The 15,895-nt window shown below is 70.7% G+C and carries 18 protein-coding genes; 8 read left to right on the plus strand and 10 right to left on the minus strand.

What is annotated here, in order from left to right; all coding sequences use genetic code 11:
• Window positions 1-127: 127 nt before the first annotated feature.
• Together E3O49_RS08810 and E3O49_RS08815 are read right to left on the minus strand one after the other, a co-directional pair.
• Complete coding sequence (locus E3O49_RS08810) at window positions 128-1,393, minus strand: hypothetical protein (protein ID WP_134368338.1); 1,266 nt, start codon at window positions 1,391-1,393, stop codon at window positions 128-130.
• A gap of 505 nt (window positions 1,394-1,898) precedes the next feature.
• Entirely contained in the window at window positions 1,899-2,327 is a 429-nt protein-coding gene (locus E3O49_RS08815; protein ID WP_241975916.1) for an EVE domain-containing protein, read from the minus strand.
• 43 nt (window positions 2,328-2,370) lie between these two features.
• On the opposite strand from E3O49_RS08815, the gene E3O49_RS08820 reads away from it, so the two are divergent.
• The 4 genes from E3O49_RS08820 (at window position 2,371) to E3O49_RS08835 (ending at window position 6,562) form a co-directional block, all read left to right on the plus strand.
• Complete coding sequence (locus E3O49_RS08820; RefSeq protein WP_179954739.1) at window positions 2,371-3,069, plus strand: hypothetical protein; 699 nt, start codon at window positions 2,371-2,373, stop codon at window positions 3,067-3,069.
• Window positions 3,066-3,746 (plus strand): DUF1684 domain-containing protein, encoded by a 681-nt coding sequence (locus E3O49_RS08825; protein ID WP_134368336.1) that lies wholly within the window; start codon window positions 3,066-3,068, stop codon window positions 3,744-3,746. The genes E3O49_RS08820 and E3O49_RS08825 overlap by 4 nt, the downstream gene beginning before the upstream one ends.
• 236 nt (window positions 3,747-3,982) lie before the next feature.
• On the plus strand, window positions 3,983-5,698 hold the full coding sequence (locus E3O49_RS08830) for a DEAD/DEAH box helicase (protein ID WP_134451402.1): 1,716 nt from the start codon (window positions 3,983-3,985) through the stop codon (window positions 5,696-5,698).
• A 330-nt stretch (window positions 5,699-6,028) separates the two neighbouring features.
• Window positions 6,029-6,562 carry a GNAT family N-acetyltransferase gene (locus E3O49_RS08835; RefSeq protein ID WP_134366782.1) on the plus strand — a complete coding sequence of 178 codons (534 nt, stop codon included), beginning with the start codon at window positions 6,029-6,031 and terminating at the stop codon, window positions 6,560-6,562.
• Between the two features lie 104 nt (window positions 6,563-6,666).
• Here E3O49_RS08835 and E3O49_RS08840 read toward each other — a convergent pair whose 3' ends face one another.
• Window positions 6,667-7,254, minus strand: a complete 588-nt coding sequence (locus E3O49_RS08840; RefSeq protein WP_134366783.1) for an NUDIX hydrolase family protein — start codon at window positions 7,252-7,254, stop codon at window positions 6,667-6,669.
• Between the two features lie 69 nt (window positions 7,255-7,323).
• On the minus strand, window positions 7,324-7,449 hold the full coding sequence (locus tag E3O49_RS18815) for a hypothetical protein (RefSeq protein ID WP_255572818.1): 126 nt from the start codon (window positions 7,447-7,449) through the stop codon (window positions 7,324-7,326).
• On the opposite strand from E3O49_RS18815, the gene E3O49_RS08845 reads away from it, so the two are divergent.
• On the plus strand, window positions 7,448-8,209 hold the full coding sequence (locus tag E3O49_RS08845) for an alpha/beta hydrolase (protein ID WP_134366784.1): 762 nt from the start codon (window positions 7,448-7,450) through the stop codon (window positions 8,207-8,209). The genes E3O49_RS18815 and E3O49_RS08845 overlap by 2 nt on opposite strands.
• A gap of 169 nt (window positions 8,210-8,378) precedes the next feature.
• On the opposite strand, the gene E3O49_RS08850 is transcribed toward E3O49_RS08845, so the two are convergent.
• Entirely contained in the window at window positions 8,379-8,816 is a 438-nt protein-coding gene (locus E3O49_RS08850; protein ID WP_134366785.1) for a DUF5997 family protein, read from the minus strand.
• A gap of 97 nt (window positions 8,817-8,913) precedes the next feature.
• Between E3O49_RS08850 and E3O49_RS08855 the strand changes: the two genes are divergently transcribed.
• Complete coding sequence (locus E3O49_RS08855) at window positions 8,914-9,705, plus strand: LysR substrate-binding domain-containing protein (RefSeq protein WP_160141070.1); 792 nt, start codon at window positions 8,914-8,916, stop codon at window positions 9,703-9,705.
• 130 nt (window positions 9,706-9,835) lie between these two features.
• Entirely contained in the window at window positions 9,836-11,062 is a 1,227-nt protein-coding gene (locus E3O49_RS08860; RefSeq protein ID WP_134366787.1) for a GAF domain-containing protein, read from the plus strand.
• A gap of 5 nt (window positions 11,063-11,067) precedes the next feature.
• On the opposite strand, the gene E3O49_RS08865 is transcribed toward E3O49_RS08860, so the two are convergent.
• The 4 genes from E3O49_RS08865 to E3O49_RS08880 are packed head-to-tail and all read right to left on the minus strand — an operon-like array spanning window position 11,068 to window position 14,060.
• Window positions 11,068-11,763 carry a GyrI-like domain-containing protein gene (locus tag E3O49_RS08865; RefSeq protein ID WP_134366788.1) on the minus strand — a complete coding sequence of 232 codons (696 nt, stop codon included), beginning with the start codon at window positions 11,761-11,763 and terminating at the stop codon, window positions 11,068-11,070.
• Entirely contained in the window at window positions 11,760-12,191 is a 432-nt protein-coding gene (locus E3O49_RS08870; RefSeq protein ID WP_134366789.1) for a VOC family protein, read from the minus strand. Before E3O49_RS08870 ends, E3O49_RS08865 begins: the two co-directional genes overlap by 4 nt.
• A gap of 49 nt (window positions 12,192-12,240) precedes the next feature.
• Complete coding sequence (locus E3O49_RS08875) at window positions 12,241-13,068, minus strand: ABC transporter permease (RefSeq protein WP_134366790.1); 828 nt, start codon at window positions 13,066-13,068, stop codon at window positions 12,241-12,243.
• Complete coding sequence (locus E3O49_RS08880) at window positions 13,065-14,060, minus strand: ATP-binding cassette domain-containing protein (RefSeq protein ID WP_134366791.1); 996 nt, start codon at window positions 14,058-14,060, stop codon at window positions 13,065-13,067. Before E3O49_RS08880 ends, E3O49_RS08875 begins: the two co-directional genes overlap by 4 nt.
• Window positions 14,061-14,234: 174 nt before the next feature.
• Here E3O49_RS08880 and E3O49_RS08885 point away from each other — a divergent pair, with 174 nt between their 5' ends.
• Window positions 14,235-14,885, plus strand: coding sequence for a potassium channel family protein (locus E3O49_RS08885; protein WP_134366792.1), 651 nt, complete (start codon window positions 14,235-14,237; stop codon window positions 14,883-14,885).
• Between the two features lie 132 nt (window positions 14,886-15,017).
• Here E3O49_RS08885 and E3O49_RS08890 read toward each other — a convergent pair whose 3' ends face one another.
• Window positions 15,018-15,878, minus strand: a complete 861-nt coding sequence (locus E3O49_RS08890) for a transglutaminase-like domain-containing protein (RefSeq protein ID WP_134366793.1) — start codon at window positions 15,876-15,878, stop codon at window positions 15,018-15,020.
• Window positions 15,879-15,895 lie beyond the last annotated feature (17 nt).

Consider the following 15,895-nt stretch of genomic DNA (forward strand, 5'->3'; position numbering starts at 1 on the left):
GGGTAGCGGGGCGCGGGGGTCCGGGGCGCGGGGGTCCGGGGGTCCGGGGGTCCGGGGCGCGGGGCGCGCGGGTCCGGGGCACAGGGGCCCGCGGCGCACGGCGCGGTTGCGCAGCGGGCAGAGCGCGCTACAGGGTGTCGAAACGGGCGAGCGCGTCGGCATCCGTCGCATGGGTCATCGCGCGGCGGGCGGTGTCCAGGGCGGCGACCGGGTCGGCCTCCGCGGTGGCCAGGCTCAACTGCCGTTCCGCCTCGGCGAGGCGGGTGCGGGCGGGCGACCCGACGCGTCCGGGGTGCGCGGCGATGAAGTCGCGGGTGACCCTGATCTGGCTGCGGGCGGCCAGGAGCGCGCCGATCAGCGCCCCGCGGGCGTTCTCCAGCCGCAACTGGCGGTTGCGGGCCTCGGAGCGGGTCACGTCCAGGCCGCCGATCGCTTCCCGCAGCCGAGCCAGGTCGGCCGCCGGATCGCTCAGGCGCGACGGATGCCGGAGCTCGCCGACCACCCGGTCGGACACCGCGATCACACGGTTGAGTTCGGTGCGCGCCTCGGTCTCCTCGTGGGTGTCCCGCAGCCGGCGCGCCTCGGCCAGCTCGGCGTCGGCATCCACGAGGGCCCGGGTCAGCGAGGCGAAGCCGATATGCAGCTGGTCCTCGCCGGTTTCGATCGCGTCGAGGAGCTTGCCGGCGCGGTAGAGACCGTGCTCGGCCTCGCGCAACTGGTCGCCCACGGGTTCGGAGGAGGCCCGGTCGAGCCGCGCGGCGGCGGCATCCGTGGCCAGCCTGGCCTCGTCCAGGGCGGCCTGCGCACGCACCACATTGCCGCTGATCGGGGCGAGGGCCGATGGGGCATAGGTCGCGCCGAGCCGTTTGAGGCTGGCCTCCCCGGCCTTGACCCGCTCGGCGACCCGGGTGAGGCGCCGGCGCAGCTGATCGAGCAGGTGGGGCGCGTCACGTTCGAGGCCGCGGCGGCTGGAGAAGTCGCGGTCCTGCTCGGTCAGTCGCTTCGTGGCCTCGTCGGCGAGCACGATGATCTGCTCGGTCCAGTGGCGGCGTTCGCTCTCGCTCTCCGGCTCGCTGTCGTCGAGTTTCTGTTGCAGGGCGAAGGCGTCGCGCACCTGCCGGCGGGAGGCGTCGTGCGCCGCGGCGAAGTCATGGGTGGCGTTCTGCCCGAACTGCGCCTCCGCGAAACCGAGTTCGTCGGCGGTGGCCTGGACCACGTCGTCCGCGCGAACCAGCGCGATGGAGGCCGCCCGCACCCGCCCGTCCGCCAGGGAGCGGTCTTCCCGGGCGTGCGTCCGGCCGCGGCGGCGGGCAAGCGCCCCCAGCAGCACCACGATCGCGCCCGCCCCGCCGAAGACGACCGCCGAAGGCACCCACCACAACTCGCCTGTCATGCTCGAAGTCTAATCAACGGATGCCGGCGCGACAGGGCGGCCTCACTGGCACTCTGCTCTGAAAATCGCCGATCCCGCCGACAATCGCCGGCGCACCGGGCCGCGTCGGCGCATCCGTGCGGCCGCACACCCGGCGGCTCCGTGCGGCCGCACACCCGGTGCCTCGTGGCCACTCGTCGCCGCTCGCGCCCACTCGCCCCCCACCCGCGCCCCACCCGCGCCGAAGTCGCCACTTCCGGTCGACTTCGACAGGTGTGTGCGGCGAACTCGACCGCAAGTGGCGAACTCGGCGAAGGTGGACCGGGACGAACTGGCGCGCGGAGTGCGAGCGAACGCGGCAGGCAGGCGCGGGACCCGGCGCATCCGTGCGGCTACACCCGGCGACCCGCGCCGAAGTCGCCACTTCCGGTCGACTTCGACAGGTGTGTGCGGCGAACTCGACCGCAAGTGGCGAACTCGGCGAAGTATGGCGCGGGTGAGTGCGGCACGAGGATAGCTGGGGCGGTTACAGGCGGCGCATCTGCCGCCGGATCACGTCGTAGTCGTGCCGGGAGAGCTGCAGCAGGCCCCGCCGCAGCCGGTAGCCCCAGTTCGGATCGTCGCGGGTGAACTCGAGCACCGAGAGCAGCGGCCGGATCGAGGTGGCGATGGCATCCGGGTCGTAGTCGACGCGGCGGCGCCACGGCCGGTAGGAGGTGGGGGCGGCGGACTCGCCCTGGTGCACGAGCCCCGGGGCGATGCGCCCGATGGCGGTGAACTCGCGGAGCCGGTCGCCGTCGAGGTCGGTTTTCGGCGAGTAGTAGACCATCCCGTCGGACTCGCCCATGTCTTCGAGCGCCGCACGCGCGCTGTGGCGGGCCTGCACGAGCCCCACCGAGACGGCGCGCAGCACGTGTTCGCGTGACGCGACGCCCAGCCAGTATCGAATTGCCACCCTCTTAGTTGTACTGCATGCCGAAGCACAACAGACTGGGGTCATGCGCGTTCTTCTGAAAGAGATTCTCGACTGTTCCCCGGATGCCGCCTGGCGCGCCCTGCGGAGCCCCGCCGTGTTCCGGGAGGTGAGCTCCCCCGTGGTGAGCGTCGAATCCCTCGAGGCGGACGGCTTCCCCACGGCCTGGGAACCGGGTGAACACCCGGTCAGCATGACAGCGCTCGGCCTGGTGCCGATGGGTGACCAGGTGATCCGCCTGGCGATGGCGACGACCCGCCCGGACGGGGTGCGCATTCTGCGCGACACCGGGCGCGGCGTGTCCGGCGCCCTGGCCGCGGTCACGCTGTGGGACCACCGGATGGCCGTGGCCCCCGACCCGGCCGGCACCGGCAAGACCCTCTTCCGCGACCAGCTGATCTTCCGCACCGGCGCCCTCACCGTCGCCAGCTGGCCGGTGTTCTGGGCCCTGTGGCAGTGGCGGATGCGCCAGCTGAAGCGCCTCGCGCCGACCTGGCAGCTCGACCTCGGCGTCGATGTGCAGCCGTCCCCCGAGCAGGCCGGGCAGGCCTCGGCCGGGCAGGCCCCGGCCGGGCAGGCCCCGGACGGGCAGGCCCCGGACGGGCAGGCCCCGGCCGGGCAGACCCCGGCCGGGCAGACCCCGGCCGGGCAGACCCCGGCCGAGCAGACCCCGGCCGAGCAGGCCCCGGACGACTCGGTCCCCGACACCGGCGTGACCCAGTGAGCACCACCCTCGGCGCCCTGCAGGTGGCCGACTGGCGCCGGCGGGTGTTCGGGCTGTACGCCGGCGTGCGCCAGATCAGCGCGCACGACCCGGCCGCCGGCCACGAGCTGTGGCGAAGCGGTCGCGACGACCTGTTCGCGGGACATCCGTCGTCGCCTCTGCTGCCCGACGACCGAGCGGTCTTCACCGGGCTGCCGGTCGCCGCGTACGACCCCGACTGGCGGTTCGAGGTGGAGGTGCACCGGGCGGAACAGCCGGTGCACATCGCCGTCGACACCGGTACGGACGGCAAGGTGCCGTTCGACCTGGTCGGCTCGGTGCGGCTGCCCTACCTGGGCGCGATCGACCTGTGGCGGCTCTCCTGCTACGGCGGCGGGCTGTTCCTGCCGTTCCGGGACGGGCTGGCCGGCAAGCCGGGTGGGACCTACGGCGGCGGCCGCTACCTTCTCGACACCGTGAAGGGGGCCGACCTCGGGGCCGGCGCCGACGACAACACCCTCATCCTCGACTTCAATTTCGCCTACAACCCGTCCTGCGCGTACGACCCGATGTGGGCCTGTCCCCTGCCCCAGGCCGGCAATATCGTGACCGCTGAGGTGCCCGTCGGGGAGCTCTCCCCGGGTGAGGAACGCCACCCGGCGCAGCTGCACAGCCGGGCGTTCGACCCGGAGGCTTGACAGCATCCGCTAGACTGAAGGCTTGCGAGTGCGTAGTTGCGCTCGCTGCGTCGTAGAACGCCCTCTTCTTATTGCGGCCACCCACTCGTGGGCCGGCCGGATTTTTCGAATGAAACCTTCTTACGGCGAACGGATGTGCCCATCGGCACCTTCGCCATGTGAATCCTCTTTGGTCTCCGAGTTACCGCCCTTGCGGAACGGATACCGGGGGAATCTGATGCCCGAAAGGCACCACTTTGTCTGAAATTTCGTCCTTTAGCGCGCTTGGCGTGCCGGCCCCTCTCGTCTCCGTCCTGACGAGTCAGGGTATCGACAGCCCCTTCCCGATCCAGATCGACACCCTGCCCGACACCCTCAACGGTCGCGACGTTCTCGGCCGCGGCAAGACCGGCTCGGGCAAGACGCTCGCGTTCGCGCTGCCCATGGTGTCGCGCCTTGGCGGCAAGCTCGCCGGCGGCAAGCGCCGCCCCGGTCGTCCGCTGGGCCTGATCCTCGCCCCGACCCGCGAGCTGGCCACGCAGATCACCAACGCACTCACCCCGCTGGCCGAGGCCTACGGCCTCAACACGACCACCATCTTCGGCGGCGTCTCGCAGGGCCGCCAGGTCTCCGCGCTCAAGGCGGGCGTCGACATCGTCGTGGCCTGCCCCGGCCGCCTCGAAGACCTGATGAAGCAGGGCTTTATCAGCCTGGACGCCGTCGAGATCACCGTGCTCGACGAGGCCGACCACATGGCCGACCTGGGCTTCCTGCCCGTCGTCACGCGCATCATGGACAAGACGCCCAGCAGCGGCCAGCGCCTGCTGTTCTCGGCCACGCTCGACAACGGCGTGGACAAGATCGTGCGCCGCTTCCTGCACAACGAGGTCATGCACTCGGTCGACGAGGCCAACAGCCACGTCTCCGCGATGACCCACCACGTGTTCGAGATCGACGGCGTCGAATCGAAGAAGGCGCTCGTCGAGAAGCTGGCCAGCGGTTCCGGCCGCCGGATCCTCTTCATGCGCACCAAGCACCAGGCCAAGAAGCTCGCCAAGTCGCTCACCGACGCCGGGATCCCCTCCGTCGACCTGCACGGCAACCTCTCGCAGGTGGCTCGTGACCGCAACCTCGCGGCGTTCAGCGCCGGCGACGTGAAGGTGCTCGTCGCCACGGATGTCGCGGCCCGCGGCGTGCACGTCGACGACATCGAACTCGTCATCCACGTCGACCCGCCGGCCGAGCACAAGGCGTACCTGCACCGCTCGGGCCGCACCGCCCGCGCCGGCAGCGCCGGTGACGTTGTGACCCTGGTCCTCCCCGAGCAGCGTCGCGACACCGACGCACTCCTCCGCAAGGCCGCCATCAAGGTGTCCCCGCAGCGCGTGACCGCGAGCTCCCCGGCCGTGGACGCCCTCGTCGGCGACGTCGCCGCCTACGTCAAGCCGGTCCCCCGCGTCGAGCAGCCGCAGGGCCAGTCCCAGGGCGGCCGTTCGCAGGGCGCCAACGCCCAGCGCAAGCGCGTCAACCGCGACGAGCGTGACGGCGGCGGACGCGGCGGCCAGGGCAACGGCCGTGGCGGACGCGGCGGCGATGCCGCGCCGGCCGGCGGAGCGCGCCAGGAGCGTTCGGGCCGCCCCGCGGCATCCGGTCACAGCCACGCCCCCGCGGGCAACGGCGGCGGCCAGGGTCGTTCGGCTCAGGGCTCCGGTCGCTCCGGCGGCCTGCAGGTCGGCGGCCTCGTCCGCGGTGCCGGTTCCACCGGAGGCGCACGCCGCTCGGCTCCGCGCCGCGCGCAGGGNCCCCCGCGGGCAACGGCGGCGGCCAGGGTCGTTCGGCTCAGGGCTCCGGTCGCTCCGGCGGCCTGCAGGTCGGCGGCCTCGTCCGCGGTGCCGGTTCCACCGGAGGCGCACGCCGCTCGGCTCCGCGCCGCGCGCAGGGCTAACCCCTCAGCACCACGTCTTGCCGTCTGAACGGGCCGGTCTCTCACGAGGCCGGCCCGTTTTGCGTTGCCGGAGTGGCAGTTGAGACGATTGTGCACCCCGCCGCAGCAGTGCTGCCACACTTCAGCGACAGGGTCGCCCCTCCCCCTCGTGGCTAACTCAGGAGAAACGTGACGGCGCCGGATGCTCGGCCCGGAATCACGCGGCCATCCGCCGGTTGCGCACCTGCCCGCCGCGGATCTCCTGAGTTGGCCACGGCAGCAGGCGACCGCGACGGGAGCCGGCGCGCGTTCTGCGGCGTGATCAGGCCGTGACCCCGGGGTGTAATTCAGCACCGCGTCGCTGGGTTAGTCTCGGGTCATGGTCACCACTGCAGTCATCCGTCCTGTCGAAGAAGCGGACGCCGAAAGCCTCGGCCGCGTGCACGCCACCTGCTGGCACGAAACCTACGACCAGCTGCTCAGCACGGCCGCCCTCGAGCAGCTGCAGCCGGCCCGTCTCGCCGCGATGTGGCGCAGGTTCAGCTCCCAGGGGCCGCAGTACCGGCAGGTCGCCGCCCTCGTCGACGGCGAGATCGTGGGATTCGCGGGCAGCGGCCCGGCCCGCGACACCGACAAGCCGGCGCCGCAGGAGCTCTACTTCATCTACCTGCTCGATGCGTATCACGGCACCGGCATCGGCCAGCAGCTCTTCGACGCCGTCGTCGACGAGGGCCCGTCCTACCTATGGGTCGCCGAAGTGAACCCCCGCGCGCACTCGTTCTACAAGCGCAACGGCTACGCCGCCGACGGCCACGACCAGGACCAGGAAGTCCTCGGCGAAGAATTGCACGAGGTGCGTCTGGTGCGTCCCCGGTCGCTCGCTCGCCGGCTCTCGCTCGTCACGTCCGAGTAGTCCCGCAGACGAGTAGCCCGGTTTCGGGCTCCCGCTGAGGGAGCCCGAAGCCCGCGCTGCGTCCCGTTCTGGCACACCGGCCCGAGCTGGTGCGGCAGCCCGATCTAGCGGAGCTGTCCGACCGAGGCCAGCGCCATCCGCAGCAGGGCGCCGCGACCGCCCTCCATCTCCGCTGCCACGGCGTCCGAGGCTGCCTCCCGGGGCGTCATCCAGGTCAGTTCGAGGGCGTCCTGGCGCGGGTCGCAGGTGCCGGTGACCGGAACGACGTAGGCCATCGAGACCGCGTGCTGGCGGTCATCCGTGAACGCGGTGATGCCCGGCATCGGAAAGTATTCGGCGACCGTGAACGGCACCGGGCTCACCGGCAGCTGGGGGAAGGCCATCGGCCCGAGGTCCTTCTCGAGGTGACGGAAGAGCGCGTCACGCAGGGTCTCGCCGTAGAGGACCCGGCCGGACACCAGCATCCGGGTCATCTCGCCGGTCGACCGCGCGCGGAGGAGCACGCCGACCTCGACGACCTGGCCGAGACCGTCGACCCGCACGGGCACGGCCTCGATGTAGAGGATCGGCAGCCGACGACGCACCTCGGCCAGCTCGACGTCGCTCAGCCAGCCCTGGTTGGTGCTCGGCGGCGGAGCGTCCTCGGGGCCAGGCGTCCAGTCCGGATCAGGGTCAGGGGTGCGCACGCTCATGAAGCCATTCTGTACTACGCCGCGACCGGATGCCGATTTGCGGCCGCCCGGGGTCGTGACACCGACACGTCAGCGACCTTCGCGGGCGACGGATGCCGCCGGGCGGCCCTGATCGCGGTGCCGAAAACCGCACCGCAATGGAAGGATTGACTGGTCGACGGTCACGATGTCGACCTCGAGCAGGAGGACCGCCATGGACCAGTACGATCAGAGCAGCGACAGAACCGGCGCCGGCAACGACGACACCGCCAACGCCGAGAGCCCCGGCGCCACCGGGGATGCCCGCACGGTCCGCGCCGAACCGATCAACCCGGACGCCGTGCTGTGGTCCGCGTCAGCTGCCGACCGGGCCGGGCGACCGCTGCTGCTCATCCTGCACGGTTACGGCTCGCATGAGGGAGACCTCTTCTCCCTCGCCCCGCACCTGCCGCTGCATCCGGTCATCGCCGCTTTGCGCGCCCCGCTGGCGGCCGGACCGGGCTGGGCCTGGTTCCCGATCGGAGCGGCGGGGGCCAAGGTCAACCCCGGCTCGCCGAGCGCCGACGCCCTGGAGGCGGCGGCCGCCGGAGTGCTCGAATGGCTGGACACCCTGCCGGAGCAGCCGTCATCCGTGGGCCTGCTCGGTTTCTCGCAGGGCGGCGCGATGGCGCTTCAGCTGCTGCGCCAGGCCCCCGACCGGTTCGACTTCGCGGTGCAATTGAGCGGCTTCGTGGGGCGCAGCACGCATACGGGCGACGAACGCCTCGCCGAACGCCGCCTGCCGGTGTTCTGGGGTCGCGGCACGGCGGACCCGGTCATCCCTCAGGATGCGATCGACCGCACGCAGGCCTGGCTGCCCGGCCACTCGACGCTCACCGAGCGCATCTATGAGGGCCTCGAACACTCCATCTCCGAGGCCGAGCTCGGCGAGATCGTCACGTTCCTGCGCGCACAGTACGCCGCGCCGGCCGCCTAGACGCGCCGGGACCGCGGCATCCGTTCGCCCGAACGAATTCGACGGAGATTTTGGCCAAAAAGGGCTCAAACGGGCGAAAAACGGTTCGCAGCGCGAAAATCTCCGTCGAATTGGTTAGACGGCGCGCCGATCAGAACAGGCCGGGCCGACAGGGGCCGGGCCGAGCGGGCTAGCGGCCGCGGCCGGCCTTCTCGTTCTGGGCCGCCTGGCGGGCGACGTGCGCGATCTTGCGTGCGCGCTCGGCGTCGCGGTCCTTGACGCGGATCTGTTCTTCGCGCACCTCGAACTGGGTGGCCCGCTCGGTGACCAGCCAGGTCGGCGGCTGCTGCAGCAGGGCCAGGATCTCGGCGCTCGTGAGCGGCTCGGTCACGTCGCCGCGGACGAGGCCGGAGATCGACACGCCCAGCTTGGCGGCGACGACCTGCTTGGGGTGCGGGCCGTTGGCGCGCAGGTCCAGCAACCAGGCGGGCGGGTTCGCCTCCAGCGCGGCCAGCTCGGTGCGCGAGATGGGTGCGGCCTGGAAATCCTCGGGTGCTGCTTCGAGCAGAATCCCGAGCTTCTGGGCCGCCGTGGAGGGCTTCATGGTCTGGGTCTTCTTCTCGGTCATCAGTCAAGCGTATAGCCTGAGAAGACCCGTATAGCCGTAAGAGCCTGTCGTTCCGGCGGAAGACACGATACGAGAGCCAGAAAGTATGAGGATGCCGGTGACCTTTTCCATTGCCTTCACCGCCGGTGTGACCCCCACCAAATGGACCCGGATCTGGGCCGATCGCAGGCCCGACCAGCCCCTTGAGGTCTTCCGCACCGACCCGTCCGAACAGGATGCGGTGCTGCGCGACGGCCGGGCCCAGGTGAGCCTGGTGCGCCTGCCCGTCGACGAAACCGACCTGAGCCTGATCGCCCTCTACCGTGAGATCCCCGTGGTCGTCGCGGCGAAAGACCATTTCATCGCCGACGCCGACAGCGTCGTCGTGGCCGACCTCGCCGACGATCACCTGCTCCAGGACCCGGACGCCGTGCCCGAATGGCGCGATGTCGCCACCGAGGTGCGCGACGGCACCCGCCGCCCCCTGCCGAAGATGCGCGACCTGGACGACACCATGGAGCAGGTCGCTGCGGGCGTCGGCATCGTCATCCTGCCCCATTCGCTGGCGCGACTGCACAGCCGCAAGGATGTCGTGTCCCGCCCGGTCGAGGACGTCTCGGAGAGCCAGGTGTCCCTGGCCTGGCTGACCCGGGAGACCACCGAAGACGTTGAGGAGTTCATCGGCATCGTGCGCGGCCGCACCCGGGACAGCTCGAGGGTCGACACCGTGCCGGCCGGCGCCGAAAAGGTGCGGAAGGAAAAGAAGACCGACAAGGCCAAGGCGGCCGCGAAGGCCGTGCGGGTGGCCGCCGCGAAGGCCAAGCCCGTCACCAAGAAGGCCACCAGCGTGACCGGGCGCACCCGCAACACGCCGAGCCCCCGGGCCGGCAAGCGCCGCGGCGGCCGCTGACCCGCACGACCCCAAGCACGGAACCGCCGACCGCGGCCAAACCAGGTCACCGCAAACCACACACCTGAGATAGGCTCAGCCATCTGCCCTCAGTGCAGGCTGAAGACCCATTTCAGGCCAAGGAGCACGAGTGCCCGAACTCATCCGGTGGGTGTTGGTCCCGCTCATGCGTGCGTGGTCCGCGGCCACGACTCGCGACTACGCGGGCATCCCGCGTCCGACGGATGGCCAGCGCGCCCACTCCCCCGGAATCAACAGCGATCGCATCCTGATCTTCGGCAGCGGCCCCGCAGTCGGCTGGGGGGTGCTCAGTCACGACGTCGCCCTGCCCGGGTCGCTCGCGCGAGCCCTGTCCGCCCGCACCGGCCGGGGTACGGATGTCGATGTGGTCCCGAACCCGCACGTCACCATCCGAACGGCCCGGGCCGAACTCGACGGGCTGGGGCTCTGGCGGTACGACGCCATCGTCGTGAGCCTGGGCACGAGCGACGCCGTCAGCCTGATTCCCGCGCGGGTGTGGCAGCGGGAATTGACGGCGCTGCTGGACCGGATCGAACTGGAATCCTCGCTCACGACGAGGATCTTCGTGCTCGGCGTGCAGCCGATCCGGTCGATAGCCGCCTTCGATTCCCCCCTCGGCGCCGTGGCTGAGAAGAATGCCCGGTCCCAGAACGACATCAGTGCCTGGGTCTGCTCCCAACGCCCCCAGGCCCACTTCGTGCCGATGACGGCCAACCTGGCCGTGACGCCCGGGCGGGTGCGTACTGCGGCGCATTACAGCCGGTGGGCCGAACTCCTCGCCGCACGGATGGGGCCATCCCTCGACGCCGAACACCTCGAGGTCGACACGTCCGGCAACGGCCGTTCGAAGGCCCGTGACGCCGAGCAGCGCTCACCCGATCCGGGTCGCGCGATCGACCGGCTCGGCATTCTGGAAGGAGACCCGGACGCCAGGCTCGACCGGATCGTGGCCATCGCGAAGAGATCGTACGGCACCGCATCGGCCGCGCTCACCTTCATCGACGGCGACCGGCTCTGGGACAAGACGAACATCGGCCGGGCCCCGCGGGTCTTTCCGCTGGCAGGGTCGATCACGGCCATCGCGGTGAGCGAGCCCGGAGCGACGGTCGTGCCCGACGCTCAGGCGGAGGAGAGGTTTCGCGACCATCCCCTCGTGACGGGCGCCCCGCAGACCCGCTTCTACGCCGGGTTCCCGATCGAGGCAGACACCGGCGAGCGGATCGGCGTGCTCAGCGTGTTCGACCCGGAGCCCCGGCCCGCCGCCGACATCGACATCGTCCTGCTGCGCGAACTCGCCCTCCTGATCCAGGCGGAGCTGGGGCGCCTGCCGGACTAGCCGTGTCACACCGGGGCGACCGGCTGCCTGAGTACGGTCCGGAGCTTGGCGGGCTCGGTTCGGCGCGGGTCGCCGAGGTAGAGCTCGTGGTGCCGGCCGTTCATCCGCAGCCCGTGCTCGGCCAGGAACTCCCCGTGCAGGCCGGCGAGCGTGGGCGCCTCATCGGCGTAGGACCCGAGATGCAGCAGCTGCGCGCACAGGCCTTCGTCGAGGGCCTCCACCCGCACGCTCGCAAGGGCGGGCAGCTTCTTCTTCGCCCGGACCACCGCGATGGCGTCGGCGATGAAGGCATCCGTCACCCAGTCCGGCTGGCTGATCAGCATGGTCCACTGCCATCTCGCCTTCTCGCCGGCCGTGAAGACGGATGCGTCGTCGGCGTACCAGAGGCCCTCGAGCGGTGCCACGACCAGGTCCTGGCCGAGGGTGCGACGGCCGGCGAACTTGATCGCGTAGGCGACCGCGTAGAGCGCCTCGACGGCCTCGGCATAGGCGGGCGCGGTGGCCGGGTCGCCGCTGCCGTCGGCCGCGATGAAGCGCTGCGCGGGCACCTCGATCAGCTCCCAGTCGCGATTCGCGGGGGCGTAGAACGGCTTCAGCACGCGTTTCACGTCCCACGGGCCCGCCCCGGCCGGCGCGGTGTTGCGGGGCGAGCGCAGCTGTCCGGTGCGGCGGTCGGTGCGAAACGGCACTTCGCCGCTCATTCTGCGGTCCCACCCGACGCTGCGGCATCCTGCGGCGCCGCGTTCTGCGGCGCCGCGTTCTGCAACACCGAGAGGATGTTGCCGGCCGGGTCGGTGAACCAGGCGACCTTCGGGTCCCCGTTCCGGGAGACGCCCGCCGCGTCCTGGTCCATCCCCTCGTAGCGTTCGAATGCGACTCCCCGGGCCGTGAGCTCGGCCACCGCGGCGTCGATGTCCTCCACCACGAAGTTGAGGATGGTGAAGACGGCCGGCACGTGGTCCGGCTTCGGGTAGACGATCACCTCGGCCCCGCCGGGCAGGCGCAGGCGCAGCGGGCCCATGGCGTCATCCGTCACCTCGAGCCCGAGCGTCTCACCGTAGAAGCGGCGTGCGGCCGCCAGCTCGGGAACGGCGAATCCGCCGAACGCGTGCACGATTCCAATACTCATGTCAGGACTCCAGTCATCGAGGGCGGCCGGATGTCGGCCGGATGCGGCATCAGCGGGAGCTGATCGAGGCGAACTTGCGGATGCACAGCGGCACGAAAACGACCAGCATGACCGTGACCCCGATCAGGACCGTGGTGATCGGGTTCTGCAGGGTCCAGATGTCGGGAACCGGGGCGGTGCCCTCGTTGCCGAACAGCTCCCGGGCCGCCTGCACGAGCGCGGACACCGGGTTCCACTCGGCGAAGATGCGCAGCGGGTCGGGCAGGGTATCGCTGGGGACGAAGGCGACCGAGACGAAGGTCAGGGGGAACAGGATCAGGAAGGACGCGTTGTTGATCACCTCCGGTGACTTCACGCTCATGCCGAGCAGCGCCATCACCCAGCTGAAGGAGTAGCTGAACAGCAGCAGCAGCCCGACCCCGGCGAAGAACTCCGCCGGGGACGAATTCACCCGCCAACCGACGAAGAGCCCGGTGGCCATCATGATCACCATCGAGATCGTGTTCAGCAGCAGGTCGCCGTTGGTGCGTCCGATCAGCACGGCGGACGAGCTCATCGGCAGGCTGCGGAACCTGTCGATGATTCCCTCCTTGAGGTCCTGCGCCATCGCGGAGCCGGAGAAGGTCGACCCGAACACGACGGTCTGCGCGAAGATGCCGGCCATCAGGAACTGCACGTAGTCGGTGCCCTGCACGGAGATCGCGCCGCCGTAGACCTGGCTGAACAGCAGCACGAACATGATCGGCTGGATCACCGCGAAGACGAGCACGTCCGGGGACCGCTTGATCTTGATCAGGTTGCGCTTGGTCACCGTCCAGCCGTCGGAGTACCAGAGGGCGAGCGGGTTCCAGGCCGCCAGGCTGCCGGCGGCGCTCATTTCGACTTCTCCAATTCGCCGTCCTCCGCCGCGTCGGCGGCCCGGTCGGCCTTGTGCCCGGTGAGCTTCAGGAACACGTCGTCGAGGGTGGGCCGGCGCATCCCGGCGTCGTGCAGACGGATGTTGGCGGCGCCCAGTTCGGACAGGACATGCTTCAGCGCGTGGGGCCCGTCGATCACCGCGACCTCGAGTCCGCGGCCGTCGCTGGTCGACGTCGGCACACCCGCGCCGTACCGGGCCAGGATCTCCCGGGCCGCGGGGCCATCGTCACCCTCGACCAGGGCCAGCTCGAGCCGGTGCCCGCCGATCTGGGCCTTGAGCTGGTCCGAGGTCCCTTCGGCGATCACCCGGCCGTCATCGATCACGACGATGTCGTCGGCGAGCTGATCGGCCTCTTCGAGGTACTGGGTGGTCAGCAGAACCGTGGTGCCGTCGGCGACCAGACGCTTGATCACAGCCCAGAGCGCGATCCGGCTGCGCGGGTCGAGCCCGGTGGTCGGCTCGTCGAGGAACAGCACCTTCGGGTTGATCACCAGCGCGCCGGCCAGGTCGATCCGCCGGCGCATGCCGCCGGAGAACCCCTTGACCGGGCGGTTCCCGGCCGCGGTGAGTTCGAACAGGTCGATCAGTTCCTGGGCGCGACGCCGGGACGCGGTACCGCCGAGGTGATAGAGCCGGCCGACCATTTCGAGGTTCTCGAAACCAGTCAGGTTCTCGTCGACGGCCGCGTACTGGCCCGAGACGCCGATGATGCGCCGCACGGACTTCGGGTCGGCGGCCACGTCGATGCCGTCGACAAAGGCGGTGCCGGCATCCGGTCGAATCAGGGTGGTCAGCATCTTCACGACCGTGGTCTTGCCGGCGCCGTTGGGCCCCAGCAGCGCCTTCACGCTGCCGCGGGGCACGGACAGGTCCAGTCCGGCGAGCGCCCGCACGGGCCCGGACTTGGAACGGTAGGTCTTGGTCAGGCCAGTGGCCTCGATGATGGTCATTCGGTTGATCCCTGCCTGGTCGGGGGCGACACACGAGGTGGAAACGCGGTGAACCACAGACTCAACATTTTAACCACCCGCACCGGCTTCGACAATGACCGATCCGGGCAATAAACGGATGCGACGGCGGTCGCCGCCCGCGCGCACCGGCACCCCCGTGACTATGGTGTGCTCATGGATCAGGCGCGCTGGGACAGGCTCGTGCAGTGGCCGCTGCTCGCCGCATCCGTGCTCTTCCTGCTCAGCTACAGTTGGCGCGTGCTGGCCGACCTCGACGGCCCCCGGTACACGCTCACGTTCGCCATTCTGGTGCTCGCCTGGCTGGTGTTCCTGGCCGACTACCTGGTCAACCTCTATCTGGCGCCGCAGCGCGGACGCTGGTTCATCACCCATCTGTTCGACCTGCTGGTGGTCTTCCTGCCGGTCCTCCGGCCGCTTCGCCTGCTCAGACTGGTCACGATGCTGCCGGTGTTCCAGAAAACCCCGGGCTCGGCCGTTCGGTCCCGGGTCGGCCTCTACCTGGTCGGGGCGTCCAGCCTGCTGATCTGCATGGGCGCGCTGGCGGTGCTCGACGCGGAGCGGGCCTCGCCCCGCGCGAACATCACCACCATCGGCGATTCCGTCTGGTGGGCGTTCGTCACCGTGTCGACGATGGGCTACGGAGACTACTTTCCCGTCACCGGTGTCGGAAGGCTCATCACGGTGGGGCTGATGCTCGGCGGCGTCACGCTGGTCGGTGTGATCACGGCGACCCTGGCCTCCTGGATCATCGACCGCATCGCCGCCGTCGGCCAGGACCAGCGGTCCCGAGCGGGCAAGCACTAACCAATTCGACGGAGATTTTGAGTTAAAACCACGTTTCCGGCCGGTTTGGGCCCGATTCCGGCAAAATCTCCGTCGAATTCGTTCCGCGACGATGGTCTGGCGGCAGCGGCAGCGGCCCGAAGGCGGGTACGACTAGCGCAGCCGCACGAGTTCCGTCAGGTCGTCCCTCGGCAGCTCGTCGACCACGGCCGACACCGCCATCGAGTGCAGGAGCACCCCGCCGCCGATGGTGGTGAGAAACGCCGTGTCTGCGGCGTCGCGGCCCGTCGCGATCCGCACCAGCGACTGCCGGGGCGCCAGCAGGGTCGCGTCGACCACCTGCCAGGCGTCGTCGACGAAGGCCTCGGCCACGGCGCGGAAGTCCATTGGCGCCAACCCGGGCGCGTAGACGGAGACCAGCCGAGCGGGCACGTCGCGCGCCCGCAGCAGCGCCACGACCAGGTGGGCGTAGTCCCGGCAGACGCCCCGGCGGGCCAGCAGGGTGCGCACGGCGCCATCGGTCGGCAGTCTGGCCCCGGGCACGTAGCTGAGCTTCTGCCCGACCCACGACGTCACCCCGTGCAGCAGGTCGGCCCCCTCGAGCCCGGCGAATTCGGCGTGGGCGGTGGGACCGAGGCTGTCGGACTCGCAGTAGCGGCTCGGCCGCAGGTACCGCACCAGGTCGATGTCGGCCCCTGGCGACGGATGCGCCGGGCCGGCCAGGTCAGCGTGGTAATCCACCTCGACGGGGCCCGCTGCCACCTCGGCCAGATGCAGGCGGGTGCCGTGCTCGTCGGTGACCTCCCGAACCGGCACCTCGGCGCCACCCTGCATGACACTGAGGAGCTCGACCCGGTCGGCAGCGGCACCGGCAGCGTCGGCCGCACCGGCCGCACCGGCCGCGCCGACTGATTCCCGCGATGCGGTCGGGCCGCCCGCCACGGCGATGGACAACACGAGGCGTGCGGGCGCCAGGGCCTCGAGCGAGAGGTGCGCGGCCACGGTGCGTTTCATGCCTCGATCCTGACACG

The organism is Cryobacterium shii (genome assembly GCF_004402595.1).
In the GTDB taxonomy this organism is placed as follows: domain Bacteria; phylum Actinomycetota; class Actinomycetes; order Actinomycetales; family Microbacteriaceae; genus Cryobacterium; species Cryobacterium shii.